The 15,985-nt window shown below is 70.1% G+C and carries 15 protein-coding genes; 4 read left to right on the top strand and 11 right to left on the bottom strand.

Annotated elements, in window-relative coordinates; all coding sequences use genetic code 11:
* Positions 1-43: 43 nt before the first annotated feature.
* Genes FPZ12_RS11550 through FPZ12_RS11515 form a run of 8 tightly spaced genes read right to left on the bottom strand, consistent with a single transcriptional unit; the run spans position 44 to position 9,820 of the window.
* The gene (locus FPZ12_RS11550; RefSeq protein ID WP_166462692.1) at positions 44-754 is read right to left on the bottom strand and encodes a GntR family transcriptional regulator; all 711 of its coding nucleotides are present in this window, start codon (positions 752-754) and stop codon (positions 44-46) included.
* Between the two features lie 44 nt (positions 755-798).
* Positions 799-2,214: an amidase gene (locus FPZ12_RS11545; RefSeq protein WP_166462691.1), complete on the bottom strand. Its 1,416-nt coding sequence runs from the start codon at positions 2,212-2,214 to the stop codon at positions 799-801.
* Positions 2,211-3,284 carry a pyridoxal phosphate-dependent aminotransferase gene (locus tag FPZ12_RS11540; RefSeq protein WP_144757820.1) on the bottom strand — a complete coding sequence of 358 codons (1,074 nt, stop codon included), beginning with the start codon at positions 3,282-3,284 and terminating at the stop codon, positions 2,211-2,213. The genes FPZ12_RS11545 and FPZ12_RS11540 overlap by 4 nt, the downstream gene beginning before the upstream one ends.
* Positions 3,281-4,468 carry a M20 family metallopeptidase gene (locus FPZ12_RS11535; protein WP_166462690.1) on the bottom strand — a complete coding sequence of 396 codons (1,188 nt, stop codon included), beginning with the start codon at positions 4,466-4,468 and terminating at the stop codon, positions 3,281-3,283. The genes FPZ12_RS11540 and FPZ12_RS11535 overlap by 4 nt, the downstream gene beginning before the upstream one ends.
* Before the next feature lie 28 nt (positions 4,469-4,496).
* Positions 4,497-5,984, bottom strand: a complete 1,488-nt coding sequence (locus tag FPZ12_RS11530) for an aldehyde dehydrogenase family protein (protein ID WP_144757822.1) — start codon at positions 5,982-5,984, stop codon at positions 4,497-4,499.
* 9 nt (positions 5,985-5,993) lie between these two features.
* Positions 5,994-7,376: a GMC family oxidoreductase gene (locus FPZ12_RS11525; RefSeq protein WP_166462689.1), complete on the bottom strand. Its 1,383-nt coding sequence runs from the start codon at positions 7,374-7,376 to the stop codon at positions 5,994-5,996.
* Positions 7,373-8,380, bottom strand: coding sequence for an LLM class flavin-dependent oxidoreductase (locus FPZ12_RS11520; protein ID WP_144757824.1), 1,008 nt, complete (start codon positions 8,378-8,380; stop codon positions 7,373-7,375). Before FPZ12_RS11520 ends, FPZ12_RS11525 begins: the two co-directional genes overlap by 4 nt.
* 27 nt (positions 8,381-8,407) lie before the next feature.
* Positions 8,408-9,820, bottom strand: coding sequence for an amidohydrolase family protein (locus tag FPZ12_RS11515; protein ID WP_144757825.1), 1,413 nt, complete (start codon positions 9,818-9,820; stop codon positions 8,408-8,410).
* Between the two features lie 232 nt (positions 9,821-10,052).
* Between FPZ12_RS11515 and FPZ12_RS11510 the strand changes: the two genes are divergently transcribed.
* The 3 genes from FPZ12_RS11510 (at position 10,053) to FPZ12_RS11500 (ending at position 13,736) form a co-directional block, all read left to right on the top strand.
* On the top strand, positions 10,053-11,462 hold the full coding sequence (locus FPZ12_RS11510) for a purine-cytosine permease family protein (protein ID WP_144757826.1): 1,410 nt from the start codon (positions 10,053-10,055) through the stop codon (positions 11,460-11,462).
* A complete protein-coding gene (locus FPZ12_RS11505; RefSeq protein WP_144757827.1) occupies positions 11,459-12,772 on the top strand; it encodes an amidohydrolase family protein in 1,314 nt (437 codons plus the stop codon). The genes FPZ12_RS11510 and FPZ12_RS11505 overlap by 4 nt, the downstream gene beginning before the upstream one ends.
* 379 nt (positions 12,773-13,151) lie before the next feature.
* Positions 13,152-13,736: a hypothetical protein gene (locus tag FPZ12_RS11500; protein WP_144757828.1), complete on the top strand. Its 585-nt coding sequence runs from the start codon at positions 13,152-13,154 to the stop codon at positions 13,734-13,736.
* An 8-nt stretch (positions 13,737-13,744) separates the two neighbouring features.
* Here FPZ12_RS11500 and FPZ12_RS11495 read toward each other — a convergent pair whose 3' ends face one another.
* Entirely contained in the window at positions 13,745-14,383 is a 639-nt protein-coding gene (locus tag FPZ12_RS11495; protein WP_243769796.1) for a LysE family translocator, read from the bottom strand.
* 92 nt (positions 14,384-14,475) lie between these two features.
* Between FPZ12_RS11495 and FPZ12_RS11490 the strand changes: the two genes are divergently transcribed.
* On the top strand, positions 14,476-14,928 hold the full coding sequence (locus tag FPZ12_RS11490) for an Lrp/AsnC family transcriptional regulator (protein ID WP_144757829.1): 453 nt from the start codon (positions 14,476-14,478) through the stop codon (positions 14,926-14,928).
* 15 nt (positions 14,929-14,943) lie between these two features.
* Here the strand turns inward: FPZ12_RS11490 and FPZ12_RS11485 are convergent, their stop codons facing one another.
* Both FPZ12_RS11485 and FPZ12_RS11480 read right to left on the bottom strand, forming a co-directional pair.
* On the bottom strand, positions 14,944-15,288 hold the full coding sequence (locus tag FPZ12_RS11485; RefSeq protein ID WP_144757830.1) for a cupin domain-containing protein: 345 nt from the start codon (positions 15,286-15,288) through the stop codon (positions 14,944-14,946).
* Between the two features lie 3 nt (positions 15,289-15,291).
* Positions 15,292-15,984: a DUF2848 family protein gene (locus FPZ12_RS11480; RefSeq protein ID WP_144757831.1), complete on the bottom strand. Its 693-nt coding sequence runs from the start codon at positions 15,982-15,984 to the stop codon at positions 15,292-15,294.
* Position 15,985: the final 1 nt, after the last annotated feature.

The raw sequence follows: 15,985 nt of genomic DNA, 5'->3' as shown, positions 1-15,985 counted from the left end.
GTGGTCGGGTGGTGGGGTGGGACCAGGACATGCCCGCCACCCGTCACCACTGTTCCGGGAGTTCGTTGATCAGGTCGGCGAAGACGCTTCGGATGTGGTCGCGGCAGGCCTGTTCGGCTTCGGCGGGTTCGCGTCGCACGATGGCTCGCACGATGGCTTCGTGTTGGTGCACCGAGGCGTCGAGCCTGCCGGGCACGCCGACGGTCATGTTGCCCAGCCGTTCCAGGTGCAGCTCCAGTTCGGCGAGCAGCGCGCCTATCCGGTGCCCGGCGGCCTGCCGGTACAGCAGCCGGTCGAAGTCATCGAACAGGGCCGGCAGGTCGCCGGTTTCCCCGGAATCCAGCAGTTGCCTGCTCCGGCGCACGTTCGCCCGGAGGGCCGCTTCGTCGGCGTCGTCGATGCGCATCGCCGCGCGGCGGGCGCAGAAGCCTTCGAGGAGCTCGCGCAGTTCGTAGATTTCCCGCACATCGGTGTGGGTGTACCCGCGCACGATCGCGCCACGGTAAGGCGCGACCGTCACCATCCCTTCCTTCTCCAGCCGGACCAGCGCCTCGCGGATCGGGGTCTTGGACACGCCCATCTGCTCGGCCAGCTGCCGTTCACGCAGCTGCTGCCCCGGTCCGAGACGCAGCTCGACGATCGCCCGCATGAGCCTGCGGTACACGACTTCCTTGATCTGCACGGGGGCGTCGCCCTCGGGCGACACGACGGCCAGGTATCCGGCCAACGAGTCCCCGGCCTGTGTCTCGGCCACGTCTGTGTGCTCCCCTCGCCCGGCGCTCCCGGATGCTCTCATTGTCACCACCGCGGTGCGACCGTGGCCTCGTTGCCCGCCGCGAGGGCCCGCTCGCACCGGGCCGCGAACGCCAGGACCGCGTCGTCCCCGGCCCACGGGCCCACGATCTGCAGCCCGGCCGGGGCTTTCCCGGCACCGAGCCCGCACGGGACGCTGATCGCGGGCTGACCGCTGATGTTGAACGGGTAGGTGTAGGGCGTCCAGGTGATCCACGGCAGCGGAGCACCGGCCTCACCACCGGGCGGCACCTCGGCTTCGGCCGCGAACGCCGTGATCGGCATCGTCGGCATGAGCAACAGGTCGAAGTCGGTGAAGACACGGGACATCGCGGCGTTGAACTCGCGCCGCCGCGCCAGCGCGTCGTAGTAGTCAGCCAGCGAGTACTCCTCCGCGAGCGTGGCCAGGCGCGCCAGGCCCGGGTCCATGATGTCCGCGTGCTCGGCGACGAGATGGCGGAAACCGAGCCCGCGCCCGGTCACCCACAGCGCCTCGAACACCTCGCGCGGCAACGGTGCCGGGAGTTTCGTCTCGTGCAGATCCGTGACCGGTGCGAGCAACGCGAGCGCATCGGCGAAGACGGACTCCACGGCGCCGGACGGCTCAATGCCGAATGGGGCACGCACCAGGCCGACCCGGGGCCGGTCCGGCACCGAAGCGGGCGGCCGCGACCAATACGACTGGGGGTCGCGCGGATCGGGGCCACGCACGAGATCGAACACGGCCGCCGCGTCCTCGACCGACCGCGTGATCGGGCCGGCGTGGGAAAGGGATTCGTTCACGGTGCCGGGCCAGACCGGGATCGCCCCCAGCGTCGGCTTCATGCCCACGACCCCGCAGAAGGCCGCGGGGATGCGGACCGATCCCCCGGCGTCGGTTCCGGTGGCGATCGGCACCGCGCCCGACGCGACGGTGGCGCCGGAGCCCGCGCTGGACCCGCCCGGGTTCCACGCCGGATTCCACGGGTTGCGCGTGATTCCGGTGCGGGGCGAGCTGCCGGTGCCCTTCCAGCCGAACTCCGGGGTGGTCGTCCGGCCGATCACGACGGCTCCGGCGCCGAGCAGCCGCGAGACCATCGGCGCCGACGTCCCGGCCGGGGTGTCGGTTGTGGTCCGTGACCCTTTCCAGGTCGGTTCGCCCTGGTACGGCATGTTGTCCTTGATGGCGATCGGCACCCCGTGCAGTGGTCCGCGCACCTGCCCGGCACGGGCTTCGGCCTCCCGCTCGGCAGCGTCACGTAGCGCGCGTTCGGTGAGCAACGCCGCGTAGGCGTTGATTCGCGGTTCGGCTTCGCTCGCGAGGTGGAGCGCGCACTCGGCGAGCTGGACGGGCGAAAGTTCCCCGGACGCGACCCGGCGACCCAGCTCCAGCCCGCCCGCCGCGCGGTACTGGTCGAGGTCCAGCGTCGCGAACCGGGTCATGGCCACACCTCGAGCTTCGCCCAGGCGACGGCGAACCGTTCGGCCCATTCGACCGGCACGGAGGTGCTGACCTTGACGAACCGGTCGCCGGATCGCGGTGACTGGTAGGTGCCCGGCCGGATGAAGACGTCGTGCTCCAGCATCGCCGCGCACACCGCCTCGGCCAGCCCCGGCCCGACCTCGACGGCGACGAAGTTGCCGTGCGAAGGCCAGACCAGGACCGAGCCGAACCCGCTGGTTTCGGTGGCGTGGCGGACGATCTCCTGGTTGCGCCGGTTCGCGGCGCGGACTCGTTCGAGCCACGGTTCCTTGACGGTGAGGCCCGCGATCGCCGCGCGCTGGGCCTGGATGTTGGCGCCGAGCGGGTTGGACGGCACCTTCGTCAGCCGTGCCAGCAGATCCGGCCGCGCCACCACCGCCCCGAGCCGCAACCCGGCGAGACCGAGCCACTTGGAGAAGCTGTAGGTGGTGAAGGTGCCTTCCGGGTACAGCCCGGCCACGAGCGTGTGCCCGTCCGCGAAATGCCGGTAGGTGCAGTCGTGGACGATCAGCGACCTCGTGTCGCGGGCCAGTTCGACGATGGCTTCGAGCTCCGCGCGGTCGTACCGGGCGCCGAGCGGGTTGAGCGGGTCGATGAGGTAGATCAGCGAACCGGGTTCGATCACCTCCGCGAATCCCGCCGCGGTCGCCTTTCCCGCCGGATAGACGTCCACAGTGGACACCGGGGTCCCGGAGAAACCGGCGAACCTGCCGGGCCACGGCCAGCCGGGGTCGGTGGTCACGACCCGGCTGAGGTCGGTCGCGAGCGCGGTGCAGATGTGGTGCAGTCCGCCGACCGCGCCGTCGGTGACCCAGGCGTCCGCGCCCGCGAGCCCGAGATCGCGCACGATCAGCTCACGCAACCGCGAAAAGCCGAGCGCGGGCGCGTAAAGCTGGAACTCGCGCTCGCGAGTGCTGCGCAGCAGCGCTTCGGTGACCTCCGGCGGCGGTTCGAGGTGGGTGGTGTTCTGCCCCATCCACGCCAGGCCCGGCCTGCCGAGCAAGTCCTCAAAGGACGGTGCGGCGGTCATGAAAGCAGCGCCAGTGTCGCGAAGGCCGTATAGACCTGGGTGGCTTCGACGATGTCGTCGACGGAGAGCCGCTCGTTGGGGCAGTACACCGGCTCACCGCCGGGCCCGAAGATCACGGTCGGGATCTTGTCGCCGAAGCTGGCCGTGTCGCCGAGCCAGCCCGCGGCCTTGAGCGGCGGTTCGGTGCCCCGCACCTCCCGCACCGCCTCGACCATGGTCTGTACCACTGTGGTCTCCGGGTCCGCGACGTAACCGGATTTGACGTCGGCGAGCTCGATCCGCGCCCGGAACCGGGGATCGACGCGTGCGACGTTGTCCAGACAGCGGTCCAGCTCCGCGCGCACGGTCTCCACGCTGACGCCGGGCTGCGGGCGGCAGTCGAGCCGGATCACGCACTCGTCGGGGATCATCGACGGCCCGCCCGGCGGCAGCCCGCCGTAGACGCGGCCGGGCGCCATGTAGGTCTCTTCGCCGAACAGGTCGCGCACCCACGGCTCCAGCTCCGGGGTCAGCCGGGACGCGTCCAGTTCGATGATCGCCTTGGCGGCCAGCATGTTCGCGTTGACGGCCAGGGGTTTGTGGCAGGTGTGCGCGGACAGGCCCTGCGCGGTGATGTCGAAGTAGTAGCGGCCGCGGTGACCGAGGTAGATCTCGTTGTCCGAAAGCTCGCCGAGCACGCACAGATCCGCGCTGTAGGAGTCGAAGTAGCGGATCGACCCGAGCTGGTCGCCCATGTGATCGCTGACGCCGGCGAAACCCAGCCGCCCGGACACCGGCACCCCGGACGAGCGCACCGCCTCCGCCGCGACGAGCTGGCAGACCAGCGCCGCCTTCATGTCCATGATCCCGTGCCCGTACACGTGCCCGTCGATCAGGTCGCCGCTGAAGGGCTCGGCCTCCGTCCAGCCGATCGACACCGGCTTCGTGTCCAGGTGCCCGGTGAACACCACGCGCGGGCCCGCGCCGAAATCGAGCTCACCGACGGCGTTCGGCCGGTCCGGCAGCACGTCCTGCAGGTGCACGTCGGTGAACCCGGAGTCCTTCATGACGCCGAAGAGGTACTCGGCGAACGCCTTCTCGTCGCCGAGCACGCTCGGGATCCGGCACACCTGCCGCACGAGCTCGACCACGCGAGCGGTGTCGATACTGGCGATCGCCTTGGCGACCGCGGCTGACTTTTCCATCACACTCCACATTTCTCGCGCTGCACCGTCAGGACAGTCCGACCCAGACGGTCTTCGTCTGCAGATAGGGATCGAGCGCCTCCCGGCCGAGCTCCTTGCCGTAGCCGCTGGCCTTGAAGCCGCCGTACGGGATGGCGACGTCGAACATGCCGTAGGTGTTGACCCAGACGACCCCGGCCTTGATCGCGGCCGCCACGCGGTGCGAGCGCCGGACGTCCCTGGTCCAGATTCCCGAAGCCAGCCCGAACGCGGTGTCGTTGGCGAGGTCGACCGCCTCTTCCTCGGTGTCGAACTTCGCGACCATCGCCACCGGCCCGAAGATCTCCTCGCGCATGATCCGCATGTCCGGGGTGGCGCCGGTGAACAGCGTCGGCCGCACGTAGAAACCCGGTGCCAGCGCGGGATCCGTGATCTTGTCTCCGCCGACGACAGCCTCGGCGCCCTCGGCGAGCCCGGACCGGATCAGCTCCTCGACGCGATCCCGCTGTTCGGCGCTCACCAGCGGCCCCATCGTGCTCTCGTCCGAGAGCCCGGGGCCGAGGCGGACCTCGGCGACGCGTTCGGCCAGCCGCGCGACGAACTCGTCGTGGATTCCACTGTGGACGAACACCCGCGCGCCGGCGATGCAGCACTGGCCCTGGTTGAAGTACACCGCCCCGAAGGTCCCCTCGACCGCGGCGTCGAGGTCGGCGTCGTCGAACACCAGGCTCGGCGATTTCCCGCCCAGTTCCAGGGAAAGCCGCTTCATGTTGCCCGCGGACGCGGCGATGATCTTCCGGCCGGTGCTGTTCTCGCCGGTGAACGTGATCTTGTCGACGTCCGGGTGCGCGGCCAGTGGCGCGCCGGCGGACGGGCCGTCGCCGGTGACCACGTTGACCACCCCGGGCGGGAAACCCAGTTCGTCCACGAGACGCGCGAGCCGCAGCGCGGACAACGGCGTCTGCTCGGCGGGTTTGAGCACCACGGTGTTGCCCGCGGCGAGCGCCGGGCCCAGCTTGTAGCCGCACATCAGCAGGGGGAAGTTCCACGGGATGATCGCGCCGACGACGCCGACCGGTTCCCGCCGCGTGTAGACGTGCATGGGCATCCCGCTGGCAGGCGCGAGCGATTCGCCGCCGAGTTTGGTCACCCAGCCCGCGTAGTACTTGAACAACGACGCGCACAACGGCACGTCCAGCTCCGCGGACTCGCCGAGCGGCTTCCCGTTGTCGAGACTTTCCAGCTGGCCGAACTCATCCGCGCGCTCGGCGAGCGCTTCTCCCAGCCGCCACAACAGATCCGCTCGTTCCGACGGCGCCATCGCCTGCCAGCCGGGCAATGCGGCGCGCGCCGCCGCGACGGCCGCGTCGATGTCGGCCGCGGTGCCCGCCGCGACCGCGCAGAGTTGTTCGCCGTTCGCCGGGTCGAGCACGGGCAGGGTCGCGCCGTCGGCGGACGGGCGGAACTCGCCGCCGATGAACAGCCCGGGCGGTCCGCTCAGGAACTCCTTGACCGCGGGCAGAACCGGTGTGTCCACAAAGTACTCCTAGGGGGTTCGGGCGAGTCCGGCGTCGGCGAGCGCGAGTGACCCACCGATGAGGCCGATGGCCATGCTGACGAGATTGGGGCCGCCGTTGGGGATGCTCGGCATCACCGACGCGTCGACGATCTTGAGCCCGCGCGTGCCGCGCACGTTCAGGCGCCGGTCCACGGTGCGGCCGATCCCGCACGAGCCGACCGGGTGGTTGTAGGTCTCGACCCGGCGGCGCAGTTCGCGCTCGAGGTCCACGCCGCGCCACCAGGAACCGGGCGGGATCTTGATCGTCCCCTCCGCTTCCATCCGGGCGAGCACCGCGTCCGTGCGCTCGATCGCGGTGAGCATCCGGTCCACGTCGCGGCGCTCGGCGAGGTGTCCCAGGCTGATCCGCGCGCGGTCGCCGGGGCCGCGGGTGACACGGCCCCGGCTTTCGGGCTGCATCAACGCGACCGACACACTCCAGGTGCCGCGCGACGCGGTGCGGTCGTAGAGCCAGGCCGAAAACGGGAAGACCTGGTATTCGTCGGCGGGATCGTCGAGCCAGCCGCGCAGCAGGCTCCCGCTGACCGGGCGCTGGGCGATCGCGTCCGGATCCGCTTCGACGTCGAGCATCACCCACGGATGGTCTTGCAGGCCCACGCCGATCTGCGGCGCGTCGACGCCGGAACGCCACAGCAGTTCCGGTGTGCCGTAAGCGCCGCCCGCGCACAACACGAGATCGGCGGGCAGCCGCTCGACACCGCCGGGGCCTTCGATTTCGACGCCGGTCGCGCTGTCGCCGTCGAAAAGGATCCGCCGCACCAAGGTTTGTGCCCGCAGATTCACGCGCGGCCGGACGAGCGGGGCGACCGCCGCGAGACAGCCCCACCGGCCACCGTCGACCCGGTTGGTGGGCCACGGTCCCACCCCGAACGCCCCGGGGGCGTTGTGGTCGGGGCAGTCCGCGTGCCCTTCGGCGGCCGCTGCCTCGCCGAAGGCCCGTTCGAGCGGGCCCGGCGAAAGGCGCGTGATCCGGATCGGGCCCCGGTCGCCGTGATACTCCCGGTCCCCGTACTGTTCGTCGGATTCGATCTCCCGAAGGGCGGGCAGCAGATCGTCCCACTGCCAGCCCTCGCCCCAGTCCGCGAAACCCCCGGCCTGCCCGCGCGAGCCTGCCGCGGCGTTGACTGTGGACCCACCACCGAGGACGCGGCCGCGCACCAGGTGCCGTCCGCTGTCGGTGTCGGTGTAATCCCAGTCGCAGTCGGGGAAACCGTGCTCGTGCAGGAACCGCCGGGGTACCGGATCGCCGGGGTCGATCCCGGCTTCCACGACGGTGACCTCCGCGGAGCCCGCCAGCCGGTGCGCGGCCCAGAGCCCGCCGTTGCCCCCGCCGGCGATGACGACCTTCATCGGCCGGGGTGTCCTTCCTCGCGCAGGCATTCGGCGAACGCGGTCACCGTGGCCAGCCGGCTGGTCACGTCGCCGCCGAGCGGGAAGACCGTCATGCTGTCGACGCCCAGCTTCTCCAGCGTCCTGATGTGCTCACGGGCCGCCGATTTGTTGCCGGACAACGACATCCGCCGCACGAAATCCTCGGGCAGCAACGCGGCCGCCTGAGCGGCTTCCTGGAACTCTCCCCCGGCGTAGCGCTCCCGCACCTTCGCGACGAGGTCCGGCGACAGGCCCGCGAGCTCGCAGTAGACCGGGGCGGTCATCGGGAACCACGCGGCGATCGTGCGGCCCGCCGCGAGCGCCACCTCCTCGTCCTCGTCGATCGCGCCGTAGCCGAACACGGTGATCTCCGGCCGCTTGCCGCGCCCGGCCTGGTCCACCCCGCGGTCGATGTGCTCGAGCGCGTAGGAGATCCCGTCCGGATGCAGCCCCGCCAGCAGCACGACCCCGTCGGCGATCCGGCCGGCGAGTTCCAGCGTTTTCGGTCCGCTGGCGGAGATGTAGACCGGGATGTCCGGCCGCGAGCTGAAGCGCAGGTGCGCGTCGTCGAGCTCGAATCCCCGCGCCCGCATCGTCACGTGCTCGCCCCGCCACAACCGGCGTGCCGCCTCGATGGAGTCCTCGAGCATCGCCAGCTTCGCGGGTTTGAGCCCGAGCGCGTCCAGCGGCCGGTCCCCCGCGCCGATGCCGTGGATCGCCCGGCCGCCGGAGATCTCGTCGATCGTGGAGATGCCCACCGCGCCGAGCGCGGGATGCCGGGTGACCGGATTGGTCACGGCGGTCCCCAGCCGCAGCCGCTCGCTGTTGACCGCGGCGAGGGTGAGGTACGCGTAGGTGTAGCGGGAGTGCAGGGAGGAATCGGTGAGCCAGAGCGTGTCCAGCCCGGCCTGCTCGACCTGCCGCACCATCGCGACGAACTGGTCCGGCTCGTAGACCGGCTGCAGCGCGACACCGCCGTACATGGGAAACCCTTTCTGCGTAGGGGATGCTCAGAGAACCGGCCACGCGGGCAGCGGGTCGATGCCGATCTTGGCCAGGATCTTCCGGTCGGTGCGCTCCACGTCCGCGCGGAGCTGCTCCTCGTCGAACACGGTGCTTTTCTTGCCGGACAACACGATCCGGCCGCCGATGAGCACGGTGTCGACCGAATGCCCGGTGACCCCGTAGGCCAGGTTCGCGATCGGGTTGTGCAGCGGCCGCCAGTCGTAGTCGTCGGTGTCGAAGACGACGACGTCCGCTTCCTTGCCTTCTTCCAGTGACCCGGTCACGTCGTCGAAGCGCAGCGCCCTTGCGCCCCCGAGCGTGCCCAGCTCCACCGCCGTCTCGGCACTGACGGCGTTCGGATCCTGGCGCGCGTCGCGCGGCAGGAGCGCGGCCAGCTGCATCGCGCGGCAGATGTCCTGGTGGTTCGAGCAGTTCTCCGCGTCGGTGCCCAGCCCCATCGGCACGCCGGCGGCGATCAGCTCGGGCCATTTACCGAACGCGGTGGTGCCCTTGGCGAGTTTGAGCGCCGTGCTGGGGTTCTGCGACACGGTCGCCCCGGTGTCGGCGATCGCGGCCACGTCCTCACCGTCCAGGCTCGTGACGTGGTTGAGCAGCGTGTACGGGTTGAGCGCGCCGATCGTGGCGCAGTGGCGGACCGGACGTTCGCCGAACAGCTTCAGCTCCAGTTCGACCTCGCGCTGGCTCGTCGACTTGTGTTGCACCGCAAGGGTTTCACTCTCCTCGGCGAGTTTCGCCGCGGCGACGGTGAGCTCGTCGGAGCAGGTCGTGACCCCCTCGATGGTCACCGCGGGGCGGATGCGCTCGTGCCCGAACTTACGCACGATCTCGATACCCTCCTCCAGGCGCCGGATCGCGGCCCCGGTGTCCAGCTTCAGCCAGGCGGGCAGGCCGGCGGTGCCGCCGGACCCGGCCTGGTCCCAGGTCCACAACCCGATCCGCGCGCGCATCCCGGATTCGGCGATCGCGGGCAGGACGGCGTCGATGTGGTCGCAGCCGGGCTCCTCGAACAGCGTCGTGCCGTTGCGGATCATCTCGGCCGTCGCGTGCCGCGCGTAGACCGCCATGTCCTCGGGTTCCAGCGACGAGAACGACGGGTAGATGAACCGGCGCAGCGCCTCCAGCGTCCCGCCGCCTTCGGGCATCGCGCCCTTGGCGCAGCAGAGCAGATGCCGGTGCCCGTTGACCATGCCCGGCATGACCACCGCGCCGGGCCGGTCGATGCGGCTGCCCGCGGTGAAGCGGGCGTCGATGTCCGCGGCCTTGCCGACGGCGGTGATCGTGCTGCCGGTGATCGCGACCGCGCCGTCACGGAAAATCCGGCGCCGCGCGTCGACGGTGATCACCCAGCCCGCGGTGATGATCGTGTCGCACGGGGTCGCCGCCTTCGCCTGGGTCATGGGATACCCCCGGGATCGGAAAATGAGATCTCAAATCTCCGATATCGAGCGAGCGCTGTCAAGAGCACCCGCCCACGTCACAATCGGCTTAACCGCCAGGAAATGAGTCACCCGGGTTACCACCGGGTTACCGCTACTCCCGGCCCTTGACATCGGCTTCCGGCGCGCGCAGCCTCAACGGCAATCTTTTGAGATCTCATTTCCGAGCACGGCCCGATCATGAGGAGTTTCGATGTCTTCATCGGCCAGCACCGGCGGAACCGCCGCGAGCACGCATGCCGGCGTGGAGTCCCACGGCATCGCGCCGGTCCCCCTCGACAAACGCTACGGCCGCCCCCAGCGGCTGTTCAGCGTGTGGTTCGCGCCGAACCTCAACATCACCGCGGTCTTCACCGGCGCGCTGGGCATCTCGCTCGGCCTGGACTTCTTCTCCGCGTTCCTGGCGATCCTGCTGGGCACCGTCCTCGGCTCGATGGTGACGGCGTACCTGTGCACCTGGGGCCCGAGGACCGGGACCGCCCAGCTGCCGTTCGCGCGCCTGCCGTTCGGGCGCGGGGTGGCGCTGCCGGGGGTGCTGGCCTGGCTGTCCGCGATCGCCTGGGACGCGCTGGTCGGGATCTTCGGCGGGCAGGCGATGCACGAGCTCACCGGGGTGCCGCTGTGGCTGGGCATCGTCATCGTGCTGGCGCTGGAAGCCGTCGTCGGGTTCTTCGGCTACGAGCTCATCCACCGGTTCCAGGTGATCTCCAGCTACCTGCTCGCGGCCGCCTTCCTGGTGATCACCATCAAGATCGTCGCCGCCAGCGAGCTGACGACGACGGCGACGGTGCACGGCGGGGACCGCACCGGCGCGTGGTTCCTGGTGTTCGCGATCGGTTTTTCGCTGGGGATCTCCTGGGCGCCCTACGCTTCGGACTTCTCCCGCTACATGCCGCCGCACACCTCGGCCAAGCGGATGTTCGCCTTCACCACGCTCGGGATGAGCCTGTCCTACGTGTGGGGCCAGGCGATCGGCGCCGCCGGGGCGAGCGCGCTCGGTGACGAGACCGCCGCGGGGATCCGCGAGCTGCTCGGCGGCGGGGTGCTGGGCGTGATCGGGCTGCTGACGATGATCCTGTCGAGCGTGTCCAGCAACGCGATGAACGACTACAGCGGATCCCTGTCCCTGCAGACCATCGGCGTGCGCATTCCCCGCCCGGTCGCGGCACTCGTCGTCGGCGCGTGCGCGCTCGCGCTGTGCCTGTGGATGTCGGCGGACAACTTCGCCGACCGGTTCGAGAACGTGCTGTTGCTGATCAGTTACTGGATCCCCTGTTTCGCCGCCGTGGTCGCGATCGACTGGTGGCGCCGGCGCAAGGAGGCCGACGGCACGGTGGACGTCAACGCCGCGCTGCGGCACCGGCACTCGGGCTGGCCCGCGGTCGTGGCGCTCGTGGCGGGCACGCTGAGCACGTTGCTGTTCATGGACACGACGTTGTGGGTCGGCCCGGTCGCGAAGGCCTTGCACGGCGCCGACCTCGCGTACTACGCGGGTTTCCTGGTGGCGGGCGCGATCTACCTCGCCCTGCTGCCGCTGGCGAAAAAGAACGTGGCACCGATGGCCGCGGCCGGCGCGGATCCGGTCCCGGCGGCCGAACGATGAGCAGAATCCTGGTGCGGGACGGCATGATCCTCACTCTCGACGCGGCCGGCACCTACCACGAGCGCGGCACGGTGGTGATCGAAGGCGACCGGATCACCGGCGTCGGCGCGGGGACCGTGCCCCCGGAGCCGGGCGACGAGGTGATCGACGCGGCCGGGAAGATCGTGCTTCCCGGGCTCGTGGACCTGCACTACCACACCGCGCTCGGCAAGGGGTACAACGATCATCTGCCGCTCTGGGAGTACCTTGACGAGTGCTGGTACCCGATCATCCGGGCACTCGACCCCGAGGCGGCGTACTGGGCCGCGATGGCGAGCTACACCGAATCCCTCAAGGCCGGCGTCACCACCGTCAACGACATGTACCGGCAGCTGCCCGCGCTGGCCCGCGCGGCGGCGGACATCGGCATCCGCGCGGTGCTGTCCAACGACACCGCGCTCGCCGAACACGACCTGGACACGTTGGCGGACAACGCTTCCGCGTTCGAGGATCTCCACGGGACGGCCGGCGGGCGCGTCGAGGTCCGGATCGGGATCGAGTGGCTTCCCCTGGCGTCCCCGGAGTTCCTGCGCGACGCACGGGCGCTGGCCGACGAACTCGGCACCGGCATCCACGTGCACCTCAACGAGTCGATCACCGAGGTGGAGGACAGCCTCGAACGGTTCGGCAGACGCCCGACCGTGCTGGCGCACGAGACGGGCCTGCTGGGCCCGGACGTGGTGGCGGCGCATTGCGTGTGGCTGGACGACGAGGAGATCCGGCTGCTGGCGGAGACCGGGACCTCCGTCTCGCACAACCCGTCGTCCAACGCCAAACTCGGCAACGGCGTCGCCAGGGTCCCGGAGCTGCTCGCGGCGGGGGTCAACGTCGGACTCGGGCACGACGCGGCGGAGTGCAACAACAGCGCCGACCTGTTCGAGGTGATGAAGTTCGCGTCCCTCATGCACCGCGCCGTCCGGGGCGACGCGAGCCTCATGCCGGCCGAGCGGGTACTGCGCATGGCGACGAACGCGGGCGCGCGGGCGCTGGGGCACGAAACGGGCAGCCTGGAACCCGGGCGGAAGGCGGATGTCATCGTCGTGGACACCGGGAACGCGATGTTCACCCCGCTGCTCCCCGAGAGTCCCGCGCATCTGCACAGCCACCTCGTGTTCGCCGCGAACGGCAGCGCGGTGGACACGAGCGTCATCGACGGCCGGATCGTGCTGCGCGACCGCCACCTCACCTTCGCCGACGAGGCAGAAGTACTCCGGGAAGCGAACGCCGCCTTCCGGCGGATCAAGGAGAAGATGGTGGTGGTCCGGCGCTAGGCAGGGAGATCCGGGTCCGGTTTACGTTGCCGTGTTTGCCCCTGCGGTCGGTGAGTTTGCCCGCTGCGTCACTGATTTTGCCGGTCCGGTCGCTGAGTTTGCCCACGGCGGCAGCGGTCGGCCAACTCGGCGACGCCCCGGACCAACCCGGCGACGCCCTCGGCCAACCCGGGCGACGCCCTCGGCCAACTCGGCGACGCCAGGGGCCAACTCGGCGCCCTGGCGGGCAAACACACCCGCGCGTAAAGACCACAAGATCACGAGACACCAGGCCGCCCGAGGTGGGGCAAGGAGATCGGGTCCGCTGAGCCATCGCATTCGCGTGTCATCGGAAACTCATCCGCCCTCCGTAGTGTTCCGGGTGAGAGGAGTGACGACCATGGGCATAGACCGCCTGGATCGCTACACCCAGGAGCGGCTGCGGCAACGGAATCTGGTTGTCCGGCGGCCGCGGCGGGATACGGTGCAGATCTGCGTGGACGACGGCAGCCGGGAGGGTTTCCGGGTCGGCTGGGCCGAGAAAAAGCCGCGTTCCTTCGACGGCAAGCTCGCTTGGCAGTCGGTTTACCGGGATGTCCCCGGAAACGACGACAGCTACTGGCGTGGCGGCCTGGCCGACAAGGCCCGCTACACCCCGCTCGACTACGGCGGAATCGAGGAACTCGAACTGGCCGTGCGGGAGATCCTGGACCTGGCCCGGTGGGGCGATGTCCTTGCCGCGCGCGAGATCCGCTCCGGCGCGGGCGGCACCTACACCGCGACCATGGACGAGACGCAGGCCGAGTGGTTGGCAGGCCTGGCCGAGCCGAAGGGAATCACCCACCTCGGCGGCGGCAGGATCCGGCTCACCGCCGTCGTCGTCGCCCTCTTCCGGGGCTCACCCGACAGCCAGCTCCACGTCGACGCCCACGACGTGCTGCACGTGTATCCCGGGGACCCACCCGTCCAGCTGGCCCGGCAGTGAGCGACCGGTCAGGCCAGCAGTGATTCCCCGAGCAGCAACAGCCCGAGGACGATCATCGCGACGCCCGAAACCCGGGTGATGACGCGGGCGGCGGCGGGCCGGGCCTGCAGCACGGCGCGGGCACCGGCCCCGACGCCCGTGTAGACGACGGCACAACTGAACGTGTGCACCAGCCCGAGCACCACGATCTGCGCCGCGAGCGGCCAAGCGCCCGACGGCTGCGTGAACTGGGGCAGCAAAGCCAAGAACAGCAAGAAAACCTTGGGGTTCAGGCCGCTGGTACCGGCTCCTTTGAAGACCTGCCGCGCCCGCGAATCCGGGCCCGCCGACCCGGCCGTCACCGCCCCGGGTCTGCGGAGCGTGGTGACCCCCAGCCACACCAGGTACGCGGCCCCGCCGACCGTCAGGACGGTCATCGCCCACGAGGTCCTGTTCACCAGCGCGGCCACCCCCGCCGCCACGAGCGCGGTCACCGCCAGGTGGCCGAGCAACAGCCCGCCCACCGACGGCACGACCGACCGGTACCGCAGCCCCGCGGCGATCGCGTAAGCCCAGTCCGCGCCCGGGGTGAGCACCAGCAACAGCGACACTCCCCAGAACGCCGCGATCGCGCCGAACGCCATGCCTTCCCTCCCGGATTCACGCAAACCGACTCCCCCAAGGGAAGCTATGCGGAAACCGGTGGGAAGTGCTCCTAACTCTGAGCGCGATACAGTGGAATCGAGGGAGGATTGTGGTGATGGACGCGGTTGACCGGAAGATTCTTGCCGAACTGCAGCGCGACGGGCGGCAGTCCGTCACCGAACTCGCCGAACGCGTCCGCCTGAGCCTCTCCCCCTGTCACCGCCGGCTGCGCGCACTGGAGGCCGCCGGCGTGATCACCGGCTACCGCGCCCAACTCGACGCGCACGTCCTCGGCCTCACCTTCGACGCGCTGGTGTTCGTCACCATGCGCAAGTCCGACCACGAGACCATCGGCGCCTTCGAGCAGGCCGTCGCCGCCATCCCGAACGTCCTGCAGGCCCAACGCCTCTTCGGCGACCCCGACTACCTCCTCCGCGTCCTCACCCGGGACCAGACCGCTTTCCAGCAGCTCTACGACACCGCACTGACCACGCTGCCCGGCGTCCAGCGGCTCAGCTCCACCCTCGTCATGAAGAGCGTCGTCGAGAACCGGTCACTGCCGCTCTGATCCCGGCGCGCCTGGTCAGGCGCGGTAGCGGACCTCGAAGGTGAGGACGCCTTCGTCGGTGCGCCACGGGCCGTGGGGCATGCCCGGCGGGCGGCAGGCGTACATGCCCGCGGTGAAGGTCTCGCCGAGGGTGAGGTCGGTGAAGGAGCCCTCGATGATGTAGACCTCCTCCCAGAAATCGTGCCGCTGCACGCCCATCGGGGTCGAGTCGGCGCCGGGCTCGTACCGCAGGATGCGGGTGGCCACCCCGGTTTCGGGGTCCTTGGCGAGAATCCGCTCGGTGATCTTCGGGTTGTCGCCGGGACAGACGGTGAAGTCCACGTCTCCGACAGGGAAGAACTCGTACTCGGGTTTGCTCATCGGTCAGCCGACTCCCTGGTGCTTCGTTTTGGTCTCGTACGCGTGGGTCAGCGCAAGCCCGCCGGGCAGTCGCAAACGGATCCGCCAGTGGCTCCCGTAGACGAATTCCCCGCCCAGCAGGGGCAAAGTGCCGCAATAGAGCACCAGATCGGCAGCACCGGACACGCCGGTGGCCACGCTCATGCGCTCGATCAGCTCGGCGGGGTGACGCAATGCGGCGATACTTCCCTTCTGGTACGGCCGGTCGTCCACAAAGGACTCCGCGCGCAGGCCATCCCAGTCCACTCCGGACAGATCCGCCCCGAGGTCCGCGACGACGTCTCCCACCGGCTTCGGGCAGGCGGCCTTCGAGCCGCCGATGTCCTCGCGTTCCCGCTCCCGGTCCGTGTGGTCGGACCCCACGCCGAGGAAGTACCGGCCGCGGTGGCGGATCACCACCGGCTCGACCTCACCGGACGTTCTCCCGCCCCCGGCCTCGACGACCGGATCGGTGGTGAGCAGCGCGGGGTCCAGGTCGTAGAACGCGGGGATCGTCGCCGGGGGCGGAACCCCGATGTCGGCCAGCTCGGCGATATGGGCGCGCACGGATTCCTCGTCCTTGGCGGTGTAGCCCGCGACGATGAGCCGCACGGGTTCCAGCGCCAGGCGTTCCTCGGTACCCGCGACGTGCAGGGACAGTTCTTTGTTCGGTGGCATC

This window comes from Amycolatopsis acidicola (assembly GCF_007713735.2).
In the GTDB taxonomy this organism is placed as follows: domain Bacteria; phylum Actinomycetota; class Actinomycetes; order Mycobacteriales; family Pseudonocardiaceae; genus Amycolatopsis_E; species Amycolatopsis_E acidicola.
This window is presented reverse-complemented; position numbering and strand designations above follow the sequence as displayed.

Bases quoted from the DNA above. Each gene is read 5' to 3' on its own strand.
- FPZ12_RS11545 (WP_166462691.1), bottom strand. From the start codon at position 2,214: ATGACCCGGTTCGCGACGCTGGACCTCGACCAGTACCGCGCGGCGGGC.
- FPZ12_RS11540 (WP_144757820.1), bottom strand. From the start codon at position 3,284: ATGACCGCCGCACCGTCCTTTGAGGACTTGCTCGGCAGGCCGGGCCTG.
- FPZ12_RS11535 (WP_166462690.1), bottom strand. From the start codon at position 4,468: ATGGAAAAGTCAGCCGCGGTCGCCAAGGCGATCGCCAGTATCGACACC.
- FPZ12_RS11525 (WP_166462689.1), bottom strand. From the start codon at position 7,376: ATGAAGGTCGTCATCGCCGGCGGGGGCAACGGCGGGCTCTGGGCCGCG.
- FPZ12_RS11520 (WP_144757824.1), bottom strand. From the start codon at position 8,380: ATGTACGGCGGTGTCGCGCTGCAGCCGGTCTACGAGCCGGACCAGTTC.
- FPZ12_RS11515 (WP_144757825.1), bottom strand. From the start codon at position 9,820: ATGACCCAGGCGAAGGCGGCGACCCCGTGCGACACGATCATCACCGCG.
- FPZ12_RS11510 (WP_144757826.1), top strand. From the start codon at position 10,053: ATGTCTTCATCGGCCAGCACCGGCGGAACCGCCGCGAGCACGCATGCC.
- FPZ12_RS11505 (WP_144757827.1), top strand. From the start codon at position 11,459: ATGAGCAGAATCCTGGTGCGGGACGGCATGATCCTCACTCTCGACGCG.
- FPZ12_RS11500 (WP_144757828.1), top strand. From the start codon at position 13,152: ATGGGCATAGACCGCCTGGATCGCTACACCCAGGAGCGGCTGCGGCAA.
- FPZ12_RS11490 (WP_144757829.1), top strand. From the start codon at position 14,476: ATGGACGCGGTTGACCGGAAGATTCTTGCCGAACTGCAGCGCGACGGG.
- FPZ12_RS11485 (WP_144757830.1), bottom strand. From the start codon at position 15,288: ATGAGCAAACCCGAGTACGAGTTCTTCCCTGTCGGAGACGTGGACTTC.
- FPZ12_RS11480 (WP_144757831.1), bottom strand. From the start codon at position 15,984: ATGCCACCGAACAAAGAACTGTCCCTGCACGTCGCGGGTACCGAGGAA.